We start from the raw sequence: 19416 nt of genomic DNA, 5'->3' as shown, positions 1-19416 counted from the left end.
TACAGGTCTCCGCCAGGCTCCGACGGCGCGGCCCGCGCCACAGGACCGTTCACGACCTATGCAGCCTCGGCGACGCCGAGAGCAGCAGCGCCGTCCTCCGACATCTCTTGTCTTTCTCTCTCTTCCTCGCCCACGCACAGAAAAGACATCGATATGAAGTTCAACGACACCCTGACGACCCTCATCAAGCAGTCGCTTGAGGTCGGCGCGACGCCCGCTCTCATGGGCGAACCCGGCATCGGCAAGTCCAGCTTCGTCGAGGACCTGGCCTACGCCATGGGCACGCAGGCTTTCACGCTGCCGTGCAACCAGCTCGCCGACAAGGCCGACCTCACCGGTGCACGCCTTGTGCAGTACACCAAGGACGACGGCACGCAGAGCTATAAGCAGGTCTTCTACCCGCACCAGGTGATCCAGGAGTGCATCGACTACGCCGAGAAGAACCCGCGTGAGTGGCCGATCCTCTTCCTCGACGAGATCAACCGCACCACCTCCGACGTCACTTCCGGCGCGCTGACCCTGGTCACGCTGCGCCGCATGGGGTACGTCGAGCTGCCCAAGAACGTCCGCATCGTCGTGGCCGGCAACGACAGGGGCAACGTCACCTCGCTCGACGAGGCAAGTCTGTCCCGCTTCGCGATCTTCCACGTCGAGCCCGACGCCGCCACCCTCATGTCCGTCCTCGGCGACAACTTGAACCCCTGGGTGAAGGCGGTGCTCACGCAGTACCCCGCGCTCATCTTCCAGAAGTCGACGCCCGAGGCCATCGTCGCCGACGGCCAGGACGACGACGACAACGGCAACGTCACGATGGCCGATCTGTTCGACGGCGGCGAGGAGATGAACCAGCTCACCACGCCGCGCACCATCGACAACCTGTCGAAGTGGCTCAACGCGGCCGACCCGCAGCAGCTGGCGCAGTACCTTGCCACCCCGATCCAGATCGGCGACCGCGAGACCTCGCTGTTGAACGAGGCCATCGAGGCCTACGTCGGGGACACCATGTTCACCACGCAGCTCGTGGCCAACATCGCCCAGGACCTGGCGAGCAACGTCGGCGGCGTGCAGCACAACCGGGTGAACGTCCCGAAGCCGAACTGCTACCAGAGCCTGAAGGCCGCAGCGACCATGACCGACATGGCCGCGGTCATCGCGACGCTGACCGACAACGAGAAGTCCGGGTCGCTGCTGTACGCGCTCAAGGAGAGCAAGAACAACGCGCGCCTCATCGAGCAGCTGGCCCAGGCCGTCACCCAGATCGAGCCGGAGCACACCCGCACGCTCATCGAGATGGTGACCAGCCAGCAGATCGACCGCCAGAACCTGGAGGCCTTCATGGAGATCGACGCTCCGATCGTCAACCAGGCCAAGCCGGTCCTCTCGGCCTTCCTCTGATCGCTTGCTCACTGGTGGTGGGGGACTGCTGCGGTGCAGTCCTTGCTGCAACTCCCCACCACCGGCGGCGTTCTGCCGCTGCCTTGTCCTCAGAAGGAGACCACGACCCATGACGATCACCGTCACGAACCAGAAGCCGGCCGTACTCGACGCACTGCACACCATCTCGTGCACCGGTGATTACGACCCGATGCCGGCGATCCAGCAGACCCTCATCGACCCGCTGCTGGAGCCGTTGAATCCCAATGCCCCGGCGAGCATCACCGACGCCCAGGGCGCTGATCTGACGGGGGGCATCCCGGATCTGGTCCTGAGCTGCCTCGGCGAAACGCTGAACGTGGCCAGCGAGCAGACCGTCAAGGAGCTGCTCGGGCAGACCCTGATCAACTTCGACCAGGGCACACCGCTGCCGGTCGCCGAGCTGTTCGCCGTCCAGGCCGGGCAGCAGAACAAGATGCCCGCGCCCTCCCCGCGGGTGCTCTACACCGCGCAGGCTGATGTCCTCCCGGCCGCGAAGGCTCTGCTGGCGGGGACCGGCGACGAGAGCGCCTTCTTCGCCTCGATCGCCTACACCTTCCACCCCGACACCCTCGGGTTCTGGTTCCAGTCCTCCGCGGCCTTCGACGACTTCAAGGTCTGGCTGTCCCAGCAGACGCAGATGATGGCCAGCGCGCTGCCGCCGGCCACCACCAAGCTGCTCAACGACTTCACGGCCCTGTCCCTGAAGGGGCTCACCGAGTCGCTGCTGGTGCGCAAGGACGACTCTGACGCCAACGATGAGCACTCCTTCGCCCGCGCGCTCGTGCACATGCTCATGAACTACGCCGAGCAACAGCGGGCCCAGGCCAACCAGCAGAACACCGCCCTGGACACCGGCGTCCTGCCGTTCACGATCGGGGAGCTGTTCTGCCCGCGCTCCCTCGTCCTGGTCAACGTCGAGGCCCATGCCCGGGCCACCGCGGCGAAGATCACGGGGGAGTGGAACCTCATCAACCAGTCGCTGGCTTCGCCGGTGAAGGTCGTCTCGAACACGTCGCTGTCCAAGCTCACATCGCTGCCACGGGCAGCCGCCCGGGCCGCCGCCCTGGGAGCCAACCAGCAACCGGGCCAGCCTGGCAGCCGTAGCGCCCAGGTGGCCTTCCGCAAGCAGCCTCCGAGCAAGCTCGACCTGCTCAAGGACATCACCCGGGTGCTGCGCCGGATGGGCAAGGTCAACAAGTCGCAGAACATCTTCCGTACGACGAAGGCGACCTTCCTCAAGGCCAACCGCCGGAACCCGGACGACTTCAACAAGCCCGGCCGGATCACCTCGGTGCAGTACATGCCCGACCTGCACATCTACATCGACACCTCCGGTTCGATCTCCGAGGAGAACTACCAGGAGGCGGTCATGATGCTCATCCGGATCGCCAAGAAGCTCAACATCAACCTGTACTTCAACTCGTTCAGCCACTTCCTGTCCCAGGAGGTGATGCTGCGCACGGAGAACAAGTCGACGGCTCAGATCTGGAAGGAGTTCCGCAGGATCCCGAAGGTGTCGGGCGGAACGGAGTACACGCAGATCTGGCAGTACATCAACGCCAGCCGCGTGCGCCAGCGCAGGCTCTCGCTCATGGTCACCGACTTCGACTGGCTGCCGCCGTCCACGCGTCAGGACCACCCGAAGAACCTGTACTACGCACCGTGCTCCGCCATGGACTGGTCGTCCATGGTCGACCTGGCAAAACGCTACGCCGACTCGATGCAGCACATCGATCCGAGCATCCGGCAGAGGCTCCTCGGCATGGTCGTCTGACCCTGCTGCCCCAAGAACCGCCAAGAGCGGTGCCGTGCAACCAACTCCCCTGGCCGGCACCGCTCTTGGCGACCCCTGATTTTCCCTCTCACCCATCCGTATCCCTGCTCGGGACACCGTGGCGCATCCAGCGCGCCACCACGCCGAGCGACCCGCACCGAAGGAGGACCCGGTGGGTCTCAGTAACTTCACACCCGGCGGTTCCGACGACGACAAGGGCAACGGCGGTGGCGGCAGCTTCCCTCCGCAGTTCCCGCCCGTGGGACTGCCGTCCAGCGGTGGCAGCGCCGACGACGTCAAGGAGCTCCTCGTCGACTACAACGAGAAGTTCAAGAACGCCGATCCGACCATGTTCCGTGACACGCTCATCGGGCAGGTCCTCTCGGTCGTCATCAGCAAGACCAAGCCCAACGCTCTGCTGGTCGGTTCCGCCGGCGTCGGCAAGACGAAGATCGTCGAGGACATCGCACGGCGCATCGCGCTCGGTGACACCCTCATCCCGGACCAGCTCAAGGACCACACGATCTACGCGCTGCCCATCACCAACATCATCGCCGGGACCGGCGTCGTCGGCTCGTTGGAGGAAAAGGTCAAGGCGATCGTCGAGTTCGCCTCGGATCCCAAGAACAAGGCCATCCTGTTCATGGACGAGATCCACCAGATCACCGGAGGGTCCGGCAGCCATGGCGACGCCGTCGGCCGCAAGATCTCGCAGATCCTCAAGCCGGCCCTTGCCCGCGGTGACATGTCCGTCATCGGCGCGACCACCAGCACCGAGTCTCGGGCCTTCGACGAGGACCCGGCCTTCGCCCGCCGCTTCACCCGGCTCATCGTCGACGAGCTGAGCGTGGAACAGACGCTGGCCGTGATGACCACGGTCCGGCCCGGCCTGATGGCGCACTACCGTCACCAGATCGGGGTCTCCGACGACGTCCTGGCTTCGGTGGTGCAAATCGCCGAAGCAAACTCCCGGGCCGGCCAGCACCGGCCGGACAATGCCATCACCCTGCTCGACCGCGCGATGGCTGACCGGGTCCTGGAGCAGAAGAAACTCATCGTCCAGGCCGAGAACGCCGGCGACACGGCACTCGCGCAGACCTTGCGGTCCATCCCGCAGGTGCCGCTGACCAACACACGTGTGCTCGATGTGGCAAAGCGCCTGATGACCGGAAACGCCCAGCGCAAGGACCTCGACGTCGCCGCGCTGAGCACCACGCTCACCAGCCGCCTGCAGGGCCAGGACGACGTGCTCGCCAAGCTCACGGACCGTCTGGCCCGCGAAGAGCTCGACCTGTTCCCGACGAAGACGCCCACGACGTGGCTGTTCGCCGGGGCCTCGGGAGTGGGTAAGACCGAGGCAGTCAAGATCATCGCTGAGGAGACAACCGGCACCGAGCCGATCATCCTCAACATGACCGAATTCCACAGCGAGTGGTCGACGTCGAAGATCATCGGCGCGCCTCCCGGCTATGTCGGATCGGACTCCAACCAGGAGCTCCCGTTCGACACGCTGGAGTCCAACCCCCACCGGGTGATCCTGCTCGACGAGTTCGAGAAGGCTGACAAGGCCGTGCAGCGCCTGTTCCTCTCGGCGTTCGACGAAGGCTACATCCGCAACGCCCATGGCAAGATGCTGGACTTCTCCAAGGCCCTGGTCATCTGCACGACGAACGCCGCCCGTGATTCGCTTGACGGCAAGATGATCGGCTTCGGCAACAACCCGAAGACCATCTCGAACCAGAGCCTCAACAAGACACTGGGGCAGTTCTTCGACGCCGAGCTGCTGGGCCGGTTCTCACTGGTTGTGGGGTTCAACCCCATCGACCGGCAGACCTACCGGCAGATCATGGCCGCCGACTACGAGCGGCAGCGTGAACGAATCGTTGAGGCCAAGCCGCGGCTGGCCCAGACGCTGCCCGTGTCGATGCCCGACGACGAGCTGCGCGCCATCGAAGAGGCCACCTACGTGGACTCCCAGGGCGCGCGGCCGGCGCGCAAGGCTGTTCGCACCTGGATCGAGGACTGCCTGCTCGCTGCCCGGACGGGCGGCACGGCCTCGGTATCCCCGTCGGACGACTGAGCAGCCGTCCGCATCGCACCGAGGGCTCCTGTTCCGGGTGTTCCGGAACGGGAGCCCTCGGCGTCATGTCCGTCGACGACATCACAGCGGCGCTGGCCCGGGCCTGACCAGCATCGCGGGGGTGAACACGCTCCCGCGTCGGGCGGCCGGGCCTGGATCAGACAGCGGCCGCCGGCCCGGCTCCGAGGGGCCAGCCGGCGCCACCCCACTTAACAGGAAGTGACATGACCGAGGAGATCCGGACCACCGCAGGGCGCCCGATCGGGGCACGCGGTCTGAAGACTCGCAGCCAACTGCTGCTCTGTCTCAAGGAGGTGCTGGCCGAGCACGGCTATCACGCGACGAGAGTGATCGATGTCGCCCGTCGCGCGCGTACCTCCCCCGCGACCTTCTATCAATACTTCGCAGACGTCGACGCGGCCGTCCTGGACCTGGCCCGGCCCGTGGCGCAGGAGGGAAGCGACGGACTGATCTACGCGGAGATCGGGAGCGGGTGGGGCGGCGGGCGTAACGCGGCCGGGAGCACGGTGGACGCCTTCTTCGCGTTCTGGCGGGAGCACGAGGTGGTCCTGCGGGTGGTCGACCTGCGGGCGGCCGAGGAGGACAGCCGGTTCACCGAGATCCGCCGCCGCATGCTCTCCGGTCTCCTGGGGCACCTGGAGTACGCGATCACCGCTCGTCCGTCATCACCCGGCGCGGCGGACGAATCCTTCGCTGCGGCCGAGGCGCTGACGGTGCTGCTTGCCGCGGCCGCCGGGCGTCAAGACCCCGAGACAGCGGACTCACAGGTGGTTCGCCAGATGCTGGTCGAAATCATCGCCCGGGCCGTGTCCGGCGGAACCGCCGCCGTCCAGCTGTCGACTGCGTGACCCCTTAGGGACGCGAGTCGAGCACGCGTTGTCCGACCGGCGACACGCTCGCGGTCGTGTTGTGGTGCGCCAACCCCAGCCCAGAGGGGCGGGGTTGGCGCACCACAACCCTCTCGGGAATACCGCGTTGGCCGTGACCGCCAATGTGATCGACACGCTGATCGGGCGGCCACGGGCCAGCGACGGCTCGGGCCAGCCCACACCTGGCCGGACCGCCCTTCCCCACCAGACGACTTCAGTGCCCCGCCTCCCGGCCGGGCACCACCGATTCCACTGCCCATGGGCAGTGGAAAGGACGTCCGTCATGTCACTGTCGATCTCTCAGCTTGAGAGGCATCTGCTGGGCGCCGCCGAGGTGCTGCGTGGTCCGCTGAGCCGGCACCAATAGCAGGACTATCTGCTGCCGCTCGTCTTCCTGAAGCACGCCAGCGACGTACCTCGCCCCCACGCCCTCATTGCTCAGAAAGGGGGACAGCCATGTCCGCCATGCTCCCCGAACCTCTGCTCCAAGAACATCGAAAGCGAGCCATGGAGGGGTCCGCCGCAGCCTGAACGAACCTCACCACCCATGTCCGGAGCACCGATGAACTCCGCGAACTGGGCCTCATGCTTTGCCTGCTCGAGGTCGATCCCGCAGGATCCCTCGTCACGGCCTGTCCCTGGGATCTCGATGCCGGCGATGCTGCCGTCGATGCCCCGACCGGCGCTCGGACTCGACCTCGAAGTGAGGTGAGCTGCCGCTGATGAACGACCGCGCGTCTGGGTAGCGCGCGGTGTCCGGGGTGTGGCTTCGCCACATACCCCGGACTCAGGGGCCTGACGGCCCCTGACGGGTGGGTTGAGAGGAACACGAGCGGGGCTCGTCGGCTGACGAGAGCCCCGCTCGTGTTTGTACCTGCGCCCATGACCCAGCCCCGTCGCTGCGCTTTTCGCTCGCCTTCGAGCATTCGATTGACTATTCACCTCTTGTTGGAATTGCCGTGCGACGTGATTTGTGCTTTCTCTCAATCTGCCTCTCGACTCACTGTAGAAAGGCAACGACATGCCTGTCCTGCTTGATGACCTAGACCTCTCGGCCAATGCCGTTGCTCAGAAGGCCGTCGACCCGAAATTCTTCTCCTCGAAGCTCACCGGCAACGGCAAGAAGATCGGCCTGCTCAACGAGTCCCTGCTCCCGATCAACACTGTCACCAACACCGCCTACGCCGTGGCCACCGACATCGAGGTCAAGCAGAGCTCGACGCAGCACGACATCACCACGACGTCGATCCCGCTCGCGCCGATCACGCGCCGCGCCCTGAACGCCGGCGGGTCCTTCACCCTGCCGAGCCCGCACGCCGACGAACGCTTCGCTGTCGACACTGCGTTCAGCCGATTCGACGACTGGGACGTCGTCTTCGACATGACCCCGCAGGCCCTCGTGTTCTACGAGGACAAGTCCGGCGACAAGTCCACGCGCGACCTCGTCATCCAGTACCGGATGGAGCTGTACTTCTTCAAGAAGGGGCTGCCCGAGCCGAAGTACGCGACCGCCGTCCCGCGCTCGGCCGGCTACGGCAACCACGCCGCCGCCGTCTTCCTGCAGTGGGACACCAGCCCGCTGGAGAACGCCCGTGACTATGTCCAGGACGTGCTCACATCCGCCGGCCTGACGGCCTCCAACCTCGGCGATGAGTTCGACGAGTGGATGCGCCAGTACTCGATCCACGAGCGCATCACGCGCCTGGCCCAGATCTGGGACTCCGAGGCGATCGCCGACGAGGTCTGCCGCTACATCCAGGACATGCCCGCAGGCCCGACGGAGCAGCAGCTGAACATGCTCGCCGTCCAGCTGCGCTACCTGGAGAACTACAACGTCCCGCTGGAGGCCTACCGCCAGATCCACAAGCAGCTGGATGCGACCTTCTCCGACCAGATCGCCACGAAGCTGTCGAAGCAGAACCTCAGCCTGCTGATGAACCACACGCTCGACCACCTGGAGCAGATGAAGCCTCAGCTGATCGTGCCTGCGCAGCCGGCCACGCCTCCGAATCTGCCGCCCCACCTGTCCAAGCAGCAGCTCGACGCGCTCACCACGCACGAGCCGCTGGTGATGACGCAGGCGGGAGCCGGCACCGGCAAGTCGACCGTGATCCTCGAACGGATCAAGTACCTCGAAGCCTGCGGCGTCCCCGCCTCGGACATTACGGTGCTCTCGTTCACCAACGCCGCAGCCGACAACATCACGGAGAAGAACCCGGACGTCGGCTCGATGACGATCGCCAAGATGATCATCGACATCTACTCGATGAACCACCCGAGGCACAAGGTCTCGGCCATCGACACCATCATCAACTCGATCGACATCTTCTACCCGAACAGCCAGTTCGCGGCGACGTTCCGCCACCGCCTGCTGGAGCTCGACCAGAACAGGACCGGCGCGTTCACGGCCCTGAACACCTTCGTTGAAAGCCACTTCGACGAGGTGATCTCCCTGCTCGACCGCATCGAGCAGACGTCGCTGGAACTGCAGATCATCATCTGCTACCAGAAGATCGACGACATGGCCGAGCCGGCCCACGTGCAGTCGAAGTACCTCATCATCGACGAGGTCCAGGACAACAGCGTGTTTGAGTTCATCTACGTGCTGAAGTACATCACCAAGCACGCTCAGTCCCTGTTCATCGTCGGCGATGCCTCGCAGACGCTGTACGAGTTCCGCTCGGCGAACCCGCGCGCGCTCAACACGCTGGAGGGCTCGGGGGTCTTCGCGACCTTCAAGCTCACGACGAACTACCGGAGCAACCAGGAGATCCTGGACTTCGCGAACGTCGTCCTCGGCGGACTGGAGACCAACCAGTTCGCCAACATCCAGCTGCAGGCGAACTCGCTCGCCATGCCCACGGCGCACTCGTTCCAGGAGAAGGTCACCCTGGAGTACCGCGAGGTGGCCAGACTCACCGGGTTCGTCACCCAGGACCTGCAGGCGATCGTGCGCAACACGGTCATCCCCGACTACGTGGACAAGTGCCTGGACCGGGGCGAGCAGGTGGCCTTCCTGGCCTACTCACGCCGCGAGGTGTCCTTGATCCAGGATGTGCTCGAAAAGCGCTACCCGGACCGCCACGTCGCCTCTCTGGTCAGCGATCGCGTCTACGCCACGGACATCTTCTCGAAGTACATCAAGCTCTTCTGGAACGACGTCCTGCAGGCACCGCCGACCAACGCCGCGTTCGTGGTCTCCCAGGGGATCAAGGACAACATGGACAAGCTGGCGAAGAACGCTGCCAACGCCAGCGTTGAGAAAGCGATCCTGCGCACGATCTCCGAGTGGTGGATCGAGAACAGCGCGACCATCAACGGCTGGGTCACACTCTGCCACCAGAGCACGCTCACGCACGTGGCGTTCTTCGATCGGCTGCGCGACAACCTGCTCTCCTTCGAGATCCGGCGGAACCAGCAGAAACTGAACATCAACAAGCAGAAGAACCAGGAACGCAAGCGGAAGAACCTCGAGTCCAAGGCCGACCTGGTCGTTTCGACGATCCACGGTGCCAAGGGTCTCGAATTCGACAACGCTGTCGTCCTCTACAGGGAGGACACGAAGATGACCCAGGACGTCAAGCGGATGTTCTACGTCGCCTTCACCCGTGCCATGAAGAGCCAGTACGTACTCGGCTACGGCACCGTGAAGAATCCGCCGATCCAGAGCAGTTACGAGCAGATCGTGACAGCTCTGACCGAGCGCGACAAGAGGAACGCCGCTCGCGCCCTCGGCATCGATCCGGACCTCCTGGACGACAACGACAGCGCTGCTCCCGGCAACACCAACGATCGCTCTGCGGTCGCTGCGGCCGTCTGACCAACCGCCGCCACCTCATGCCGCAGGGGCGGGTGTTCTCGACGAGCGAGACACCCGACGCCCCTGCGGTCTTCCACATTTCACACACCTGAATGACCCAGGGCGCCCGGCACGAAGGCGTACGACGAACCGCGCCGAGAGCCACGCCGAAGCCTGGCACTACCCCGGCCAAAGGGCCATCCACGGCGAGGTCCTCTTCGCCATCAACGCCCTGGTAGAACGCCAGGCGCAGCAAACCGCACCCGCCATGCCCCCGCACAGCGACCTCGGCGGGACGGCGGTGTTCGAGTATCGCCGGGCCTTGCCTCCCGCCGCCCGCCTCCACCACGCTTTCCCGCCGAAGAACAGGAATCCACCCATGGACTTTCCCGGCCTGGAACTGAAGATCCGCATGACGCTCGTGGCCGGCCCGGACATGCGTGTCTTCGTCCCCGTGAGGCTGTACTACATGGACACCGACCCCTACGCGGTGCAGTTCTCCTTCGACGTCACGCCCGACGATGTGGTCCGGTGGACGTTCGCCCGGGAACTGCTCGACCAGGGCCTCACCGCGCCCGCTGGAATCGGCGACGTGAAGATCACCCCAGTCGGCCCGCTCCATGACCGCGGCCTCAGGCTCGAACTGGAGTCCCCCGACGGATACGCCTGCCTTGAAGGACCGGCAGCCCCCATCAAGGAGTGGATCGCCGAGACCTACGCGGCCGTCGCCGCAGGCCAGGAGTCCAAAGCCGTCGACATCGACAGCCTCCTCGACGACCTTCTGACCCACTGACAGCGAAAGCCGAGCACGGCCCGGAGACCCACGGGGCCCGGGGCCCGGGGCCCGGTACAGGAAAACTCACGCCGCCATGTCACACCAGTGGCGCCGCACACCTCTGCACATACCCCATCCGCCCACGTCCCGGACAAGGAGCAAACCTGTGGCCACGCACTGAACAAGACCTCGGACGTCAGCCTGGAGAAGGTAGGAGCACCGACCATGAACATCACTCGCGACATGCGGACCGTGATGCGGCAGTACGAACTCACGGAGCCGATGGTCCGCGCCATCTACACCGGCGAGAACGACGAGGTCATCGACTGCAACTGGCGCACCGAAGCCGCCCTCATCGAGCGCCGCCTGATGCACCGCACCATGTCGAACCTGACCCTGGAGGGCCGCGACGTTCTCGCCGCACTCAAGGCCGCCGAGGGTGTCGTCGCGCCGGCCGCGGTCGAGACGCCGGCCCCGAAGGTCGTCGAGGGCCGCATCGTCGGCCACGCTGGCGTCACGAAGGGCTCCCTCCCGAAGCACTCCGACGACCCCCACGTCCGCGCCGCAATCGGGGCCCTGGGCAACCTCAAGCTCGCTGAGCTGACCGACGACTTCGACCCGAAGGAGGGCGCAGACGTCCGGGGCTTCATGGTCGAGCCGCGTGGACACGGCAGGGTCGCCGTGTACTGGGTTTTCGGCGGCCTCCTACGCGACTACAACGACAAGCCCTTCAGGGTCGAACTCCAGATCGCCGCCGACAACCTGCGCGACGCCTGCTGGCGCGTCGAGCCGACCGCGAAGTCGTCGCTCTGCATGTTCGCCTGGGGGCCCATCGACGAGTTCAGCATGGATATCGGCAAGCAGCAGGAGGCCGACGCGGTCGCCCGGCTGCCCAAGATCCAGGCCGGCGACGTCGTCGAGGCCGAGGCGGCGTCCCCCGTGCCGGACACCATCCGGGTCCGCGTCACCGGCGAGCCGCAGCACAACCCCGTGCACTTCGGCACCGTCCTCAGCACCGCGGAGGGCACGATCGTGGTCAAGACCGACAGCGTCATTGTCGCCGACGGGACGCCGGCCTCGCTGGCCCCGATGTCCGAGGCGTTCGAGCGGAACATCGCGGCCGCCAACGACGTCCTCGCCGGCATCGACTTCGGGGAGGACGAGCCGCTGGCTCCGGCGCCCGAGCGCCTGCGGGACGACGTCTCGTACGCGATCCAGTGGCGCAAGGACGGCGGGAAGTGGCACGGCGACGTCACCACATCCGCACTCCACGGCCGGGACGAGGCCGACGCGTACGTCGCTGACGTGCAGGCACTCGCCGAGCCCGGCGTCGAGGTCCGGGCGGTCGAGCACCGGCTGACGCACACCGTCCTCCCGATGCCCGGCGAGGCGAAGCCGTCCGACGTCGACCACGGGCCCATCGACGCCCGAACGCTGCGCTCCGGCTGCCGCGTAGACCTGTACGGCGCCGAGCGCCTGATCTGGAAGGTCGAGTACCTGCACGCCGGTAACTACTTGCGGTTCCACACCGTCCCGCCAGCCGGCGAGCACCCCAGTTACTTCGTCTTCACCAAGTCGCCTGGCGAGCAGGTCGAGCTGATCTCCCGCGACCCGGCGGTCGACGTCACCGGCCGGCCCGTCGTCGACGCTCGCTGACCCCGGCACGGGCCGCTCGACCCGGTCCTTGCCGGGGTCAGCGGTTGAGCGACCAAGTCCTCAGCCTGTCGGCGAACCTCGACGACGACGGCAAGGTCCCGGTCGGCGCGGCTTCTTCGCCAGCGGAATGCACACCCTCATGCAAGGCGGCCTGTTCCGCCGCTCCCAGACCTTCGTCGACGTCGCACTCGGCGCCCACCAGGGCCGCAGCGCCGAGCTGCACAACTCCCTGGGGCATTCCCCCATTACCCCCCGGACAGCAGCGGGCTTTCGATCCGCTGAGCGCCGCCGTGCTGCCGCCACCACCCACTCAACTCCCGCGAAAGCGAGAAGTCTTCATGCCCGCATCTACGATCGTTGCTTCCGGCGGGGAGTTCCGCCTCTACGGGGACTCCGTGCAGACGTTCGCCGATCTGCCCGTGGCCACCTACGCGATCGCCTTCTCCCAGGGGACCGGCTACAGCCTGCACCAGACGGAGCCGCTGGCATCCGCCGAAGAGACCGTCTACGGCAGCCACGCCTCCCGTGTACAGCGGATCGTCACTGGGTACTCCGCCATGGACCGCTCGCTCGGCGTCATTCTTTCCGGCGACAAGGGCATGGGTAAGAGCCTCATGCTCCGCCTGCTCGCTAAGCGGATGCGCGAGGAACACCACCTGCCCACCGTGCTTGTGCAGCACGACACGCCGGGTCTGGCCGCCTTCCTCGACGAGCTGGGCGAAGTCGTCGTCGTCTTCGACGAGTTCGAGAAGATCTTCTCCAACGAGGACGACGAGTCGCAGAACCAGTTCCTGAGTCTGTTCGACGGGCTGAGCACGACGAAGCGCCTCTACGTCCTGTCGGTCAACGAGCTGCAACGCGTCAACGACTACATGCTCAACCGCCCCGGCCGCTTCCACTACCACATGCGCTTCGCCTACCCCGAGCCCGAGACGGTGGCCACCTACCTGCGTGACCAGGTGCCCGGAGTGGCAGAGAAGCAGGTGGCCGAGATCGTCGACTTCTCCCGGAAGTACGACATCAACTTCGACCACCTGCGGGCGATCGCCTTCGAGCTGCGCCTGGGAGAGTCGTTCGCCGAGGTGATCGGTGACCTGAACATCAAGCGCAGCGAGCACGCCGGCTCGCGGATCGAGGCCTACATCACCTGGAAGAACGGCGACACCGACGTCTTCGACGGTCGTGTCGATCTGTTCAACAGCGACAGCCTGCAGACCATCGACGACTGGGACACCGGCACCGGGCTGCAGTTCCGCATGCGCGACGCCGTCCCGTCCGAGGACGGCTACCAGCTCCCGGATGGTGCCTTCACACTCACCGACCTCCGTGACGAGGACGACAGGTCGCCCGACGACGAGAAGGACCTGCGTGCCGCCGCGGTGATCCTGCGCCGTCCCCCGAAGTACTCCATCGACTTCTGAGGACGCCCCCATCCGAACCGCCGAGGAACCACTCCGGTCTCCTCGGCGGTTCGCTGTCCGGCTCACGCGTTCCTGTACAGAAAGCAGCCTTCGACCATGCCCAAGTACCGCATCGTCTCCGAGCCCCGCCCCGGCGCAGAGCATCGTAAGCCCCGAAGGGCCAACCTTTGCCCCGGCAAGGCCCGTCTCGTCACGGTCATCGACTCCGAGGACCTGTTCTGGGCCACCAGGCGTGAGCTGATCTCCTTCGGCAACGACCTGCACTGAGCACCATGCAGCCAGATCCGACTGTGCTGCTCGCCTGCCTGGCCGTCGCTGCGCTCGGTATCCTGTGCCTCGCCATCGGCGTTGGCCGTAAGCGGCGCTGGCGGGACCCCACCCGGCTTTACAGCTGGTCCCAGAAGCAGCAGCTCACCCGCCAGGCCAACGGCCGGTGCGAGCACAAGCCGCCCCTCTGGTTCCGCTGCCCGGCACCGGGAACTGAGGCCGATCACATACACCCCTGGAGCCGCGGCGGGCCGACTGAACTGTGGAACGGCCAGCTGCTCTGCCGCCCGCACAACCGGCGGAAGTCCAACCGCGCGCCGAGCCCCCTCTACCGCTGGCGTCTCGCGCGCCGGCGCAAGAAGTACTGACCACCCCGACACACATCAGGAGCAAATTCATGGCCTGGATCATCAGCCCGAACTGCGGTGCGAAGCGCGACACCTCCGGTTGCTACACCTCCCCGGAGACTCAGGAACGCGACAACCGCGAGTTGTCCGAGGGACATCTGTCCGGCAAGTTCCAGGCCAAGCCCTCCGAGGCGAACACTGAGCTGTATGCGTCCCGCCCGCCCATGCCGGAGCCCTGGATCGGACACGGCCGCGTCAGCCCGGCGCGGGTCGAGGTGTCGTTCACCGACGGTCGTTTCCGGGGCCGCGGCGACAACATCTGGATGCAGGCGCCCTGCCGTGCGCGGACGGTGGAGGTGCGCGAGCTGTGAGCGTCGCTACGACACACGTCGACATCGTGGCTCCCGCGGTGCCCGGTGCCATGCCGGGCACGGTCGTCGGCGCGGCCGAGGTCCTCGATCGCGGCAACCGTCGGCTGGGGCGCGTCCCGCTGCGTGCCGAGTCGTCCATCCCGGTGGAGATCCCGCACGAGGAACGGTGCCTGGTGCACGGTTGGTCTCCCTACCTGTCGGTGCAGCCCATCCTGGTGACCGGCGGCCGCACCCAGCAGACAGTGCTCTCCGCGCGGCGCACAAACGGGGAAAGCTCGGGCGGCGAGGAGTCGTGCCGGCCCGCGAACGGCTGGATCCGGCTGTGGGGCCGGGAGCCGGACGGCCAGTGGACCGTGAGGGACCCATCGGACATGGAGACGGGCGGGGACACGACAGTGGCCACCCCGTTGTGCGGCCCCGCCGTCCTGCAGATAGGCGGCGGTCGACGGCGTCCGGTATGCACGCTGGTGCCGGAGGGATCCCTGTTCACCCTGCGGCCGACCGAGCGTCGGCTGCAGGGTCTGGTAGAGGTCCGCCCCGTCGCGGACTCAGGTTTCACCCCGCTGGAGGCGCTACGGCTGGGAGAGTGGGGCTGGGCCGACGTCGTGGAGCGGGTCTGGTGGGATGAGCCCGGCGTCCGAGGCACTCCGCTCTTCGATCTGGCGGTGGCCTATCTCGCATGCCGGCGCGGCAACCTAGAGCGGGCCGGTCGGTGGCGGCAGGTAACCGGGGACCGCTATGAGGACAGCCCGGCCTGGATCGACGTCCTGGCCGTCGACGCATGGCTCGCCCGGCGCCGAGGTGAGTGGCGGGATCTCGCCTCGGCCCTAGCCCGGCTCGCCGATGCAAAGAGAACCCCACTGGTGGCCGAGGGGCTGGGCCTGCTCGCTGCGGAGCTGAGCCGCCTGCCGCTGGAGTCGCGGGCTCCGCATCCGGGTGAGGCGCTGCGCCAAGTTCTGACTCCTTATCTGCGCGCGTCGCCACCGTCGTCGCTCACCTCCTTCACCGCCGCTCACCCGGAAGAGCCGCAGCCTCGGCCTCCGAAGAGAGCTCGGCCTGGCGATTCGCTGCCCTTCCGGGTGGAGAGGGACATGAACACCCTGCGGATCCATTGAGTCACTGAGCCTCTGCCCGAGCAGCGCTTCAACGAGCGGAATGGCCGGCTCATCACCGCCAACGGATCGCCCGGGCTCACCTCGTTCCATGACGGCAGGGTCCATATGACGCTGGGGGATTGGGAGCGCTTGATCTCCCGGATCTGCGCAGACCGCCGAGATGCACGTCCGCGAGCTCCACCACTTCGAAGAAGAGCGGATCTCCGCCTCCGTGCGCGCCGTGCTGGACGAGATCCGCCGACTCTGTGACGGCGTCGAGTACAAGGTCCCTGGCAAGCAGGAGACCTGGGACGCGCACCACAAGGGGAAGCCCGCTTTCGCAGACGAGATCGAGGCCCTGATCGACCGGCACGGCCAGTCTCTCGAAGCAGCCTTGTTCCAGGCCCGCATCAGCGAAGCCGTGAACCGGGCCGCCGACGACGTAAGTGCTCTCGTACCCGAGGACGAGCAGGTCCGCGACGCCACCAACCTCATCTACAGCGCCGCGCTGCACTACCTGGAGAACCCCGCGCGACCCTGCGTCAGGCGATCAAGGCCAGCTACGACCAGGACGTCGAGGACGTCCTCGGCTGGATCCAGAACTGATCCGACCCGCTGATTCCCCCACCACCGAAGGAGCAGGTCATCATGGGCGCGAGCATGCTCACGGCCACCATCGCCTTCCCGGCCGAAAGCACCGAACCGCCGAACTTCGACCGAGGCCGTCAGCTGCTCGAAAAGATCACAGACGCCTCGCTCTTCACCTTCGACGAGCCTCAGGCTGAACTGGACGAGCTGCTGCCGGATCTGGACGGCGAGTCCGACCTCGTCGACGAGAACGGCGAAGTGCTCATCGAGTACGCCCGGCGCGCCGGGCTCGTCATCATCAACAACCTCGAAAAGGCCCTCGACTCCCGTGAGACGACATTCCTCACGGTCGCCGACTACAGGCTCTACATCTCCGGCGGGCTCTCCACCGGCGACACCCCCACGAACGCGACCCAAGCGATCTGGGACGCCTACAAGTTGCCCGAGAGCGTGCTCCTCACCATGGGCTTCATCCCGGACTACGAGCAGCAGCTCGCCCACTCGAACAGCCGCGGGGCCAGCACGCCCCTCACTGACACCGACGTGGTCGACGCGATCGCGCTCGGCCTGGGCACCTCGCCGGAGTGGCCCGGCACGGACACCCTCAAGTGGATCGCCGAGGCCATCGGCAAGGTGCGTGACGAACCCGGCAACGCTGAGCCCGTCGAGTACCTCAAGCGCTGGTCAGAGCGGTATGGCTTCGACCCGCTGTCGAGCAAGTTCCTCTCGGCGTACGTCCAAGAAGAGGTCGACGAGGTCGGCGAAGAGGAGATTGAGGGCTGACAGTGACCGGCACGACCCACGGCCTGCAGCAACTGGTCAACCAGCTCAAGCACAACCTCGAAGAGGCCGGATACGAGATGACCCCCCCAGGCCGCCGTTGGAGGAGTTCGGCTACCTGAAGCGGACCAGGGAGCCCACCGACAAGGGCACCTTCCGGCACGAGTAGGTGGTGTGGGATGACTCGGAGCTTCAGGGCGAACCACCAGCGCCCGAAATTCCGGCGCCGGAGGATCCGCCGGAATCGGGGCCACCAGGGACTGGAAATCCGGCGCCGGTATGCCAGTGACAACCACCCCGGAAGGAGACGCATGTCCGCGCCCATGACCACTCTCCACGTGACCTCGGACGACCTGTATGCCGCAGCTGTGGAACTGGAGCAGACCGGCCCCGTCGAATGGGTCGACCAAGGCGGCGAAACAGTCGTACTGATCCCGCCCGCCACCAGCTACGACTGACTTGACAACGCACCTGTGACCGACACGGGATGCGGCACGCGGCTGGTTCTTGCGGGAGGGCTGCTCCCAAAGGCTGTCCGAGACGGATTTCGACTGATCGCCCGCTGGCGACCACCACGCCCGCCTGCCGCACGCCCCTACTGGAAGGACCCTGTGATGACGCTCCCCACCCCCGGGCTGTTGCGCACACTCATACATGACGCGCTCACCACAGCGCTGACCCGCGACGCCGCCACACTGCCGGTCTCCATGCTCTACACGCCCGGCTGCCGCCCCGCGTTGTTCATCGACAGCAGCGTGGTCCGCGGCGGTCCCGGAGTCGGCAAGACGTTGTGGGCCCGGGTCCTGACCGACCCTGACCTCCGTGCGGCAGCCGCCCATGACTTGAAGATGCCGCGCCTGGAGGATACCCGGGTGATCTCCGCCCCTGGGGCCACAGGAGACAGCGACGGCTATCCGGCCGCGCCGGAGCTGGAGGCACTGCTCGGCGAAGGAATCCGCCCCGCGACGGTGTGGACCGCTGTCGCCCTGACCGCCCTGGGCGTCTCCGACCTCACACACCTGCCCAGCTGGCGCGACCGCGTGCAGTGGCTGCTGCGTAACCCCGACGCCCTGCGCCAGGGCGTGGCCGACCTGAACTCGCAGGGCCGTACTCATCTGGTTGTCTTCGACAGCCTGGACCGGCTTCACCCCGATCAGCGCACTACGGATCGCCTCGCCTCCGGAGTCCTCCAGCTCGCTGCCGACCTGGCCCGCCTCGGGCCGCGTGTGAGGGCGAAGGTCTTCCTCCGCCCCGACACCCTCGACGCGGCCCTGTGGGCGCTCACGTCCGAGGCCCGACGTGCTCTGCGTACTGCCGACTTGAACTGGAGCACGCCGGACCACTGGGGCCAGGTGACCGGAACGCACCTCTACGGGCTGTTCTTCCAGCTCCTGGCGAACCACCCCAGTGAAGGTGCCGCCGCCTTCCGTTCTCTGACCCCGGGCTGGAAACTCACCCCCGACGGCCGCTTCAGCGCCCCCGCGCAGCTGACCTCCGATCCCGCCGCGCAGGAACGCCTCTTCACCGTGATCGCGGACCCGTACATGCGCGCGACCGCCCGCAGGGGCTCCACGTACAGGTTCATGCTCACGTATCTCCAGGACGGCGTCGGCGGACTCAGCCCCCGCCCGTTCCTCATCGCACTGAGGCAGGCCGTGCGCCACGCCCTTGACGATCACCCCGACCACCCGCGCGCCCTTCACCACCAGGACATCCGCCGGGGTGTGCCGGAGGGAGCGCGTGCGCGCGCCGCAGAGGTTGAGCAGGCCATGCCGTGGGTGCGGGCGGCACTCGCTCCGCTGGCCGGGCAGCAGCTGCCGATCGACTCCGACCAGGTCATCGCCCAGTGGGACCACGCGCGCCTGCCAGACCGTCTTCGCCGTCTCGGCTCCCGCTCGGCGGACCCGTACCCCAGCGGCATGCGGCACCTGGCCTGCTACCACGACCTCCTCGAAGAGCTCACTGCCGCTGGCGTCGTGCACCCCAGGACCGATGGGTCCTGGGACATGCCTGAGCCGTTCCGCATCGCGTACGGCCTGGGACGCCGAGGAGGCGCGAAACCGGCCTCGGCCCCTGACTAGCCCCTGGCTGAGGCGCGGCCGGACTCCGGCCACGCACCGGCACGCGCTCCGCCTGCTGTGAAGGCCCTGGCCCCTGC

Annotated in this window: 16 protein-coding genes; all 16 read left to right on the top strand. The window is 66.6% G+C overall.

What is annotated here, in order from left to right; all coding sequences use genetic code 11:
• Positions 1-153: 153 nt before the first annotated feature.
• The 16 genes from ACFPIH_RS45485 to ACFPIH_RS45410 all read left to right on the top strand — a co-directional run bounded on the left by ACFPIH_RS45485 (position 154) and on the right by ACFPIH_RS45410 (position 19339).
• Entirely contained in the window at positions 154-1395 is a 1242-nt protein-coding gene (locus ACFPIH_RS45485) for an AAA family ATPase (RefSeq protein ID WP_381184753.1), read from the top strand.
• A gap of 109 nt (positions 1396-1504) precedes the next feature.
• Complete coding sequence (locus tag ACFPIH_RS45480; RefSeq protein ID WP_381184750.1) at positions 1505-3190, top strand: hypothetical protein; 1686 nt, start codon at positions 1505-1507, stop codon at positions 3188-3190.
• Between the two features lie 172 nt (positions 3191-3362).
• The gene (locus ACFPIH_RS45475; RefSeq protein WP_381184748.1) at positions 3363-5270 is read left to right on the top strand and encodes an AAA family ATPase; all 1908 of its coding nucleotides are present in this window, start codon (positions 3363-3365) and stop codon (positions 5268-5270) included.
• Between the two features lie 224 nt (positions 5271-5494).
• Positions 5495-6139 (top strand): TetR/AcrR family transcriptional regulator, encoded by a 645-nt coding sequence (locus ACFPIH_RS45470; RefSeq protein WP_381184745.1) that lies wholly within the window; start codon positions 5495-5497, stop codon positions 6137-6139.
• A 1042-nt stretch (positions 6140-7181) separates the two neighbouring features.
• The gene (locus ACFPIH_RS45465; protein WP_381184742.1) at positions 7182-9980 is read left to right on the top strand and encodes an AAA family ATPase; all 2799 of its coding nucleotides are present in this window, start codon (positions 7182-7184) and stop codon (positions 9978-9980) included.
• Between the two features lie 358 nt (positions 9981-10338).
• The gene (locus tag ACFPIH_RS45460; RefSeq protein ID WP_381184740.1) at positions 10339-10752 is read left to right on the top strand and encodes an SsgA family sporulation/cell division regulator; all 414 of its coding nucleotides are present in this window, start codon (positions 10339-10341) and stop codon (positions 10750-10752) included.
• Positions 10753-10959: 207 nt separating this feature from the next.
• Positions 10960-12390: a hypothetical protein gene (locus tag ACFPIH_RS45455; protein ID WP_381184737.1), complete on the top strand. Its 1431-nt coding sequence runs from the start codon at positions 10960-10962 to the stop codon at positions 12388-12390.
• A 338-nt stretch (positions 12391-12728) separates the two neighbouring features.
• The gene (locus ACFPIH_RS45450; protein ID WP_381184734.1) at positions 12729-13811 is read left to right on the top strand and encodes an AAA family ATPase; all 1083 of its coding nucleotides are present in this window, start codon (positions 12729-12731) and stop codon (positions 13809-13811) included.
• Positions 13812-13907: 96 nt separating this feature from the next.
• Complete coding sequence (locus ACFPIH_RS45445; protein WP_381184731.1) at positions 13908-14078, top strand: hypothetical protein; 171 nt, start codon at positions 13908-13910, stop codon at positions 14076-14078.
• 5 nt (positions 14079-14083) lie between these two features.
• A complete protein-coding gene (locus ACFPIH_RS45440; RefSeq protein WP_381184728.1) occupies positions 14084-14446 on the top strand; it encodes an HNH endonuclease in 363 nt (120 codons plus the stop codon).
• A gap of 29 nt (positions 14447-14475) precedes the next feature.
• Entirely contained in the window at positions 14476-14796 is a 321-nt protein-coding gene (locus ACFPIH_RS45435) for a hypothetical protein (RefSeq protein ID WP_381184724.1), read from the top strand.
• Positions 14793-15911, top strand: a complete 1119-nt coding sequence (locus tag ACFPIH_RS45430; protein ID WP_381184722.1) for a hypothetical protein — start codon at positions 14793-14795, stop codon at positions 15909-15911. Before ACFPIH_RS45435 ends, ACFPIH_RS45430 begins: the two co-directional genes overlap by 4 nt.
• A gap of 160 nt (positions 15912-16071) precedes the next feature.
• Complete coding sequence (locus tag ACFPIH_RS45425) at positions 16072-16509, top strand: hypothetical protein (protein ID WP_381184720.1); 438 nt, start codon at positions 16072-16074, stop codon at positions 16507-16509.
• A gap of 29 nt (positions 16510-16538) precedes the next feature.
• Entirely contained in the window at positions 16539-17261 is a 723-nt protein-coding gene (locus tag ACFPIH_RS45420; protein ID WP_381184717.1) for a hypothetical protein, read from the top strand.
• Positions 17262-17569: 308 nt separating this feature from the next.
• Entirely contained in the window at positions 17570-17716 is a 147-nt protein-coding gene (locus ACFPIH_RS45415) for a hypothetical protein (RefSeq protein ID WP_381184715.1), read from the top strand.
• 156 nt (positions 17717-17872) lie between these two features.
• Complete coding sequence (locus ACFPIH_RS45410) at positions 17873-19339, top strand: hypothetical protein (protein WP_381184712.1); 1467 nt, start codon at positions 17873-17875, stop codon at positions 19337-19339.
• The last annotated feature ends 77 nt before the right edge of the window (positions 19340-19416 follow it).

Source organism: Streptomyces vulcanius (genome assembly GCF_042653945.1).
Classification (GTDB): domain Bacteria; phylum Actinomycetota; class Actinomycetes; order Streptomycetales; family Streptomycetaceae; genus Streptomyces; species Streptomyces mangrovi.
Note: the sequence above shows the minus strand (reverse complement) of the source record. Positions and strands in the feature narration are given on the sequence as shown.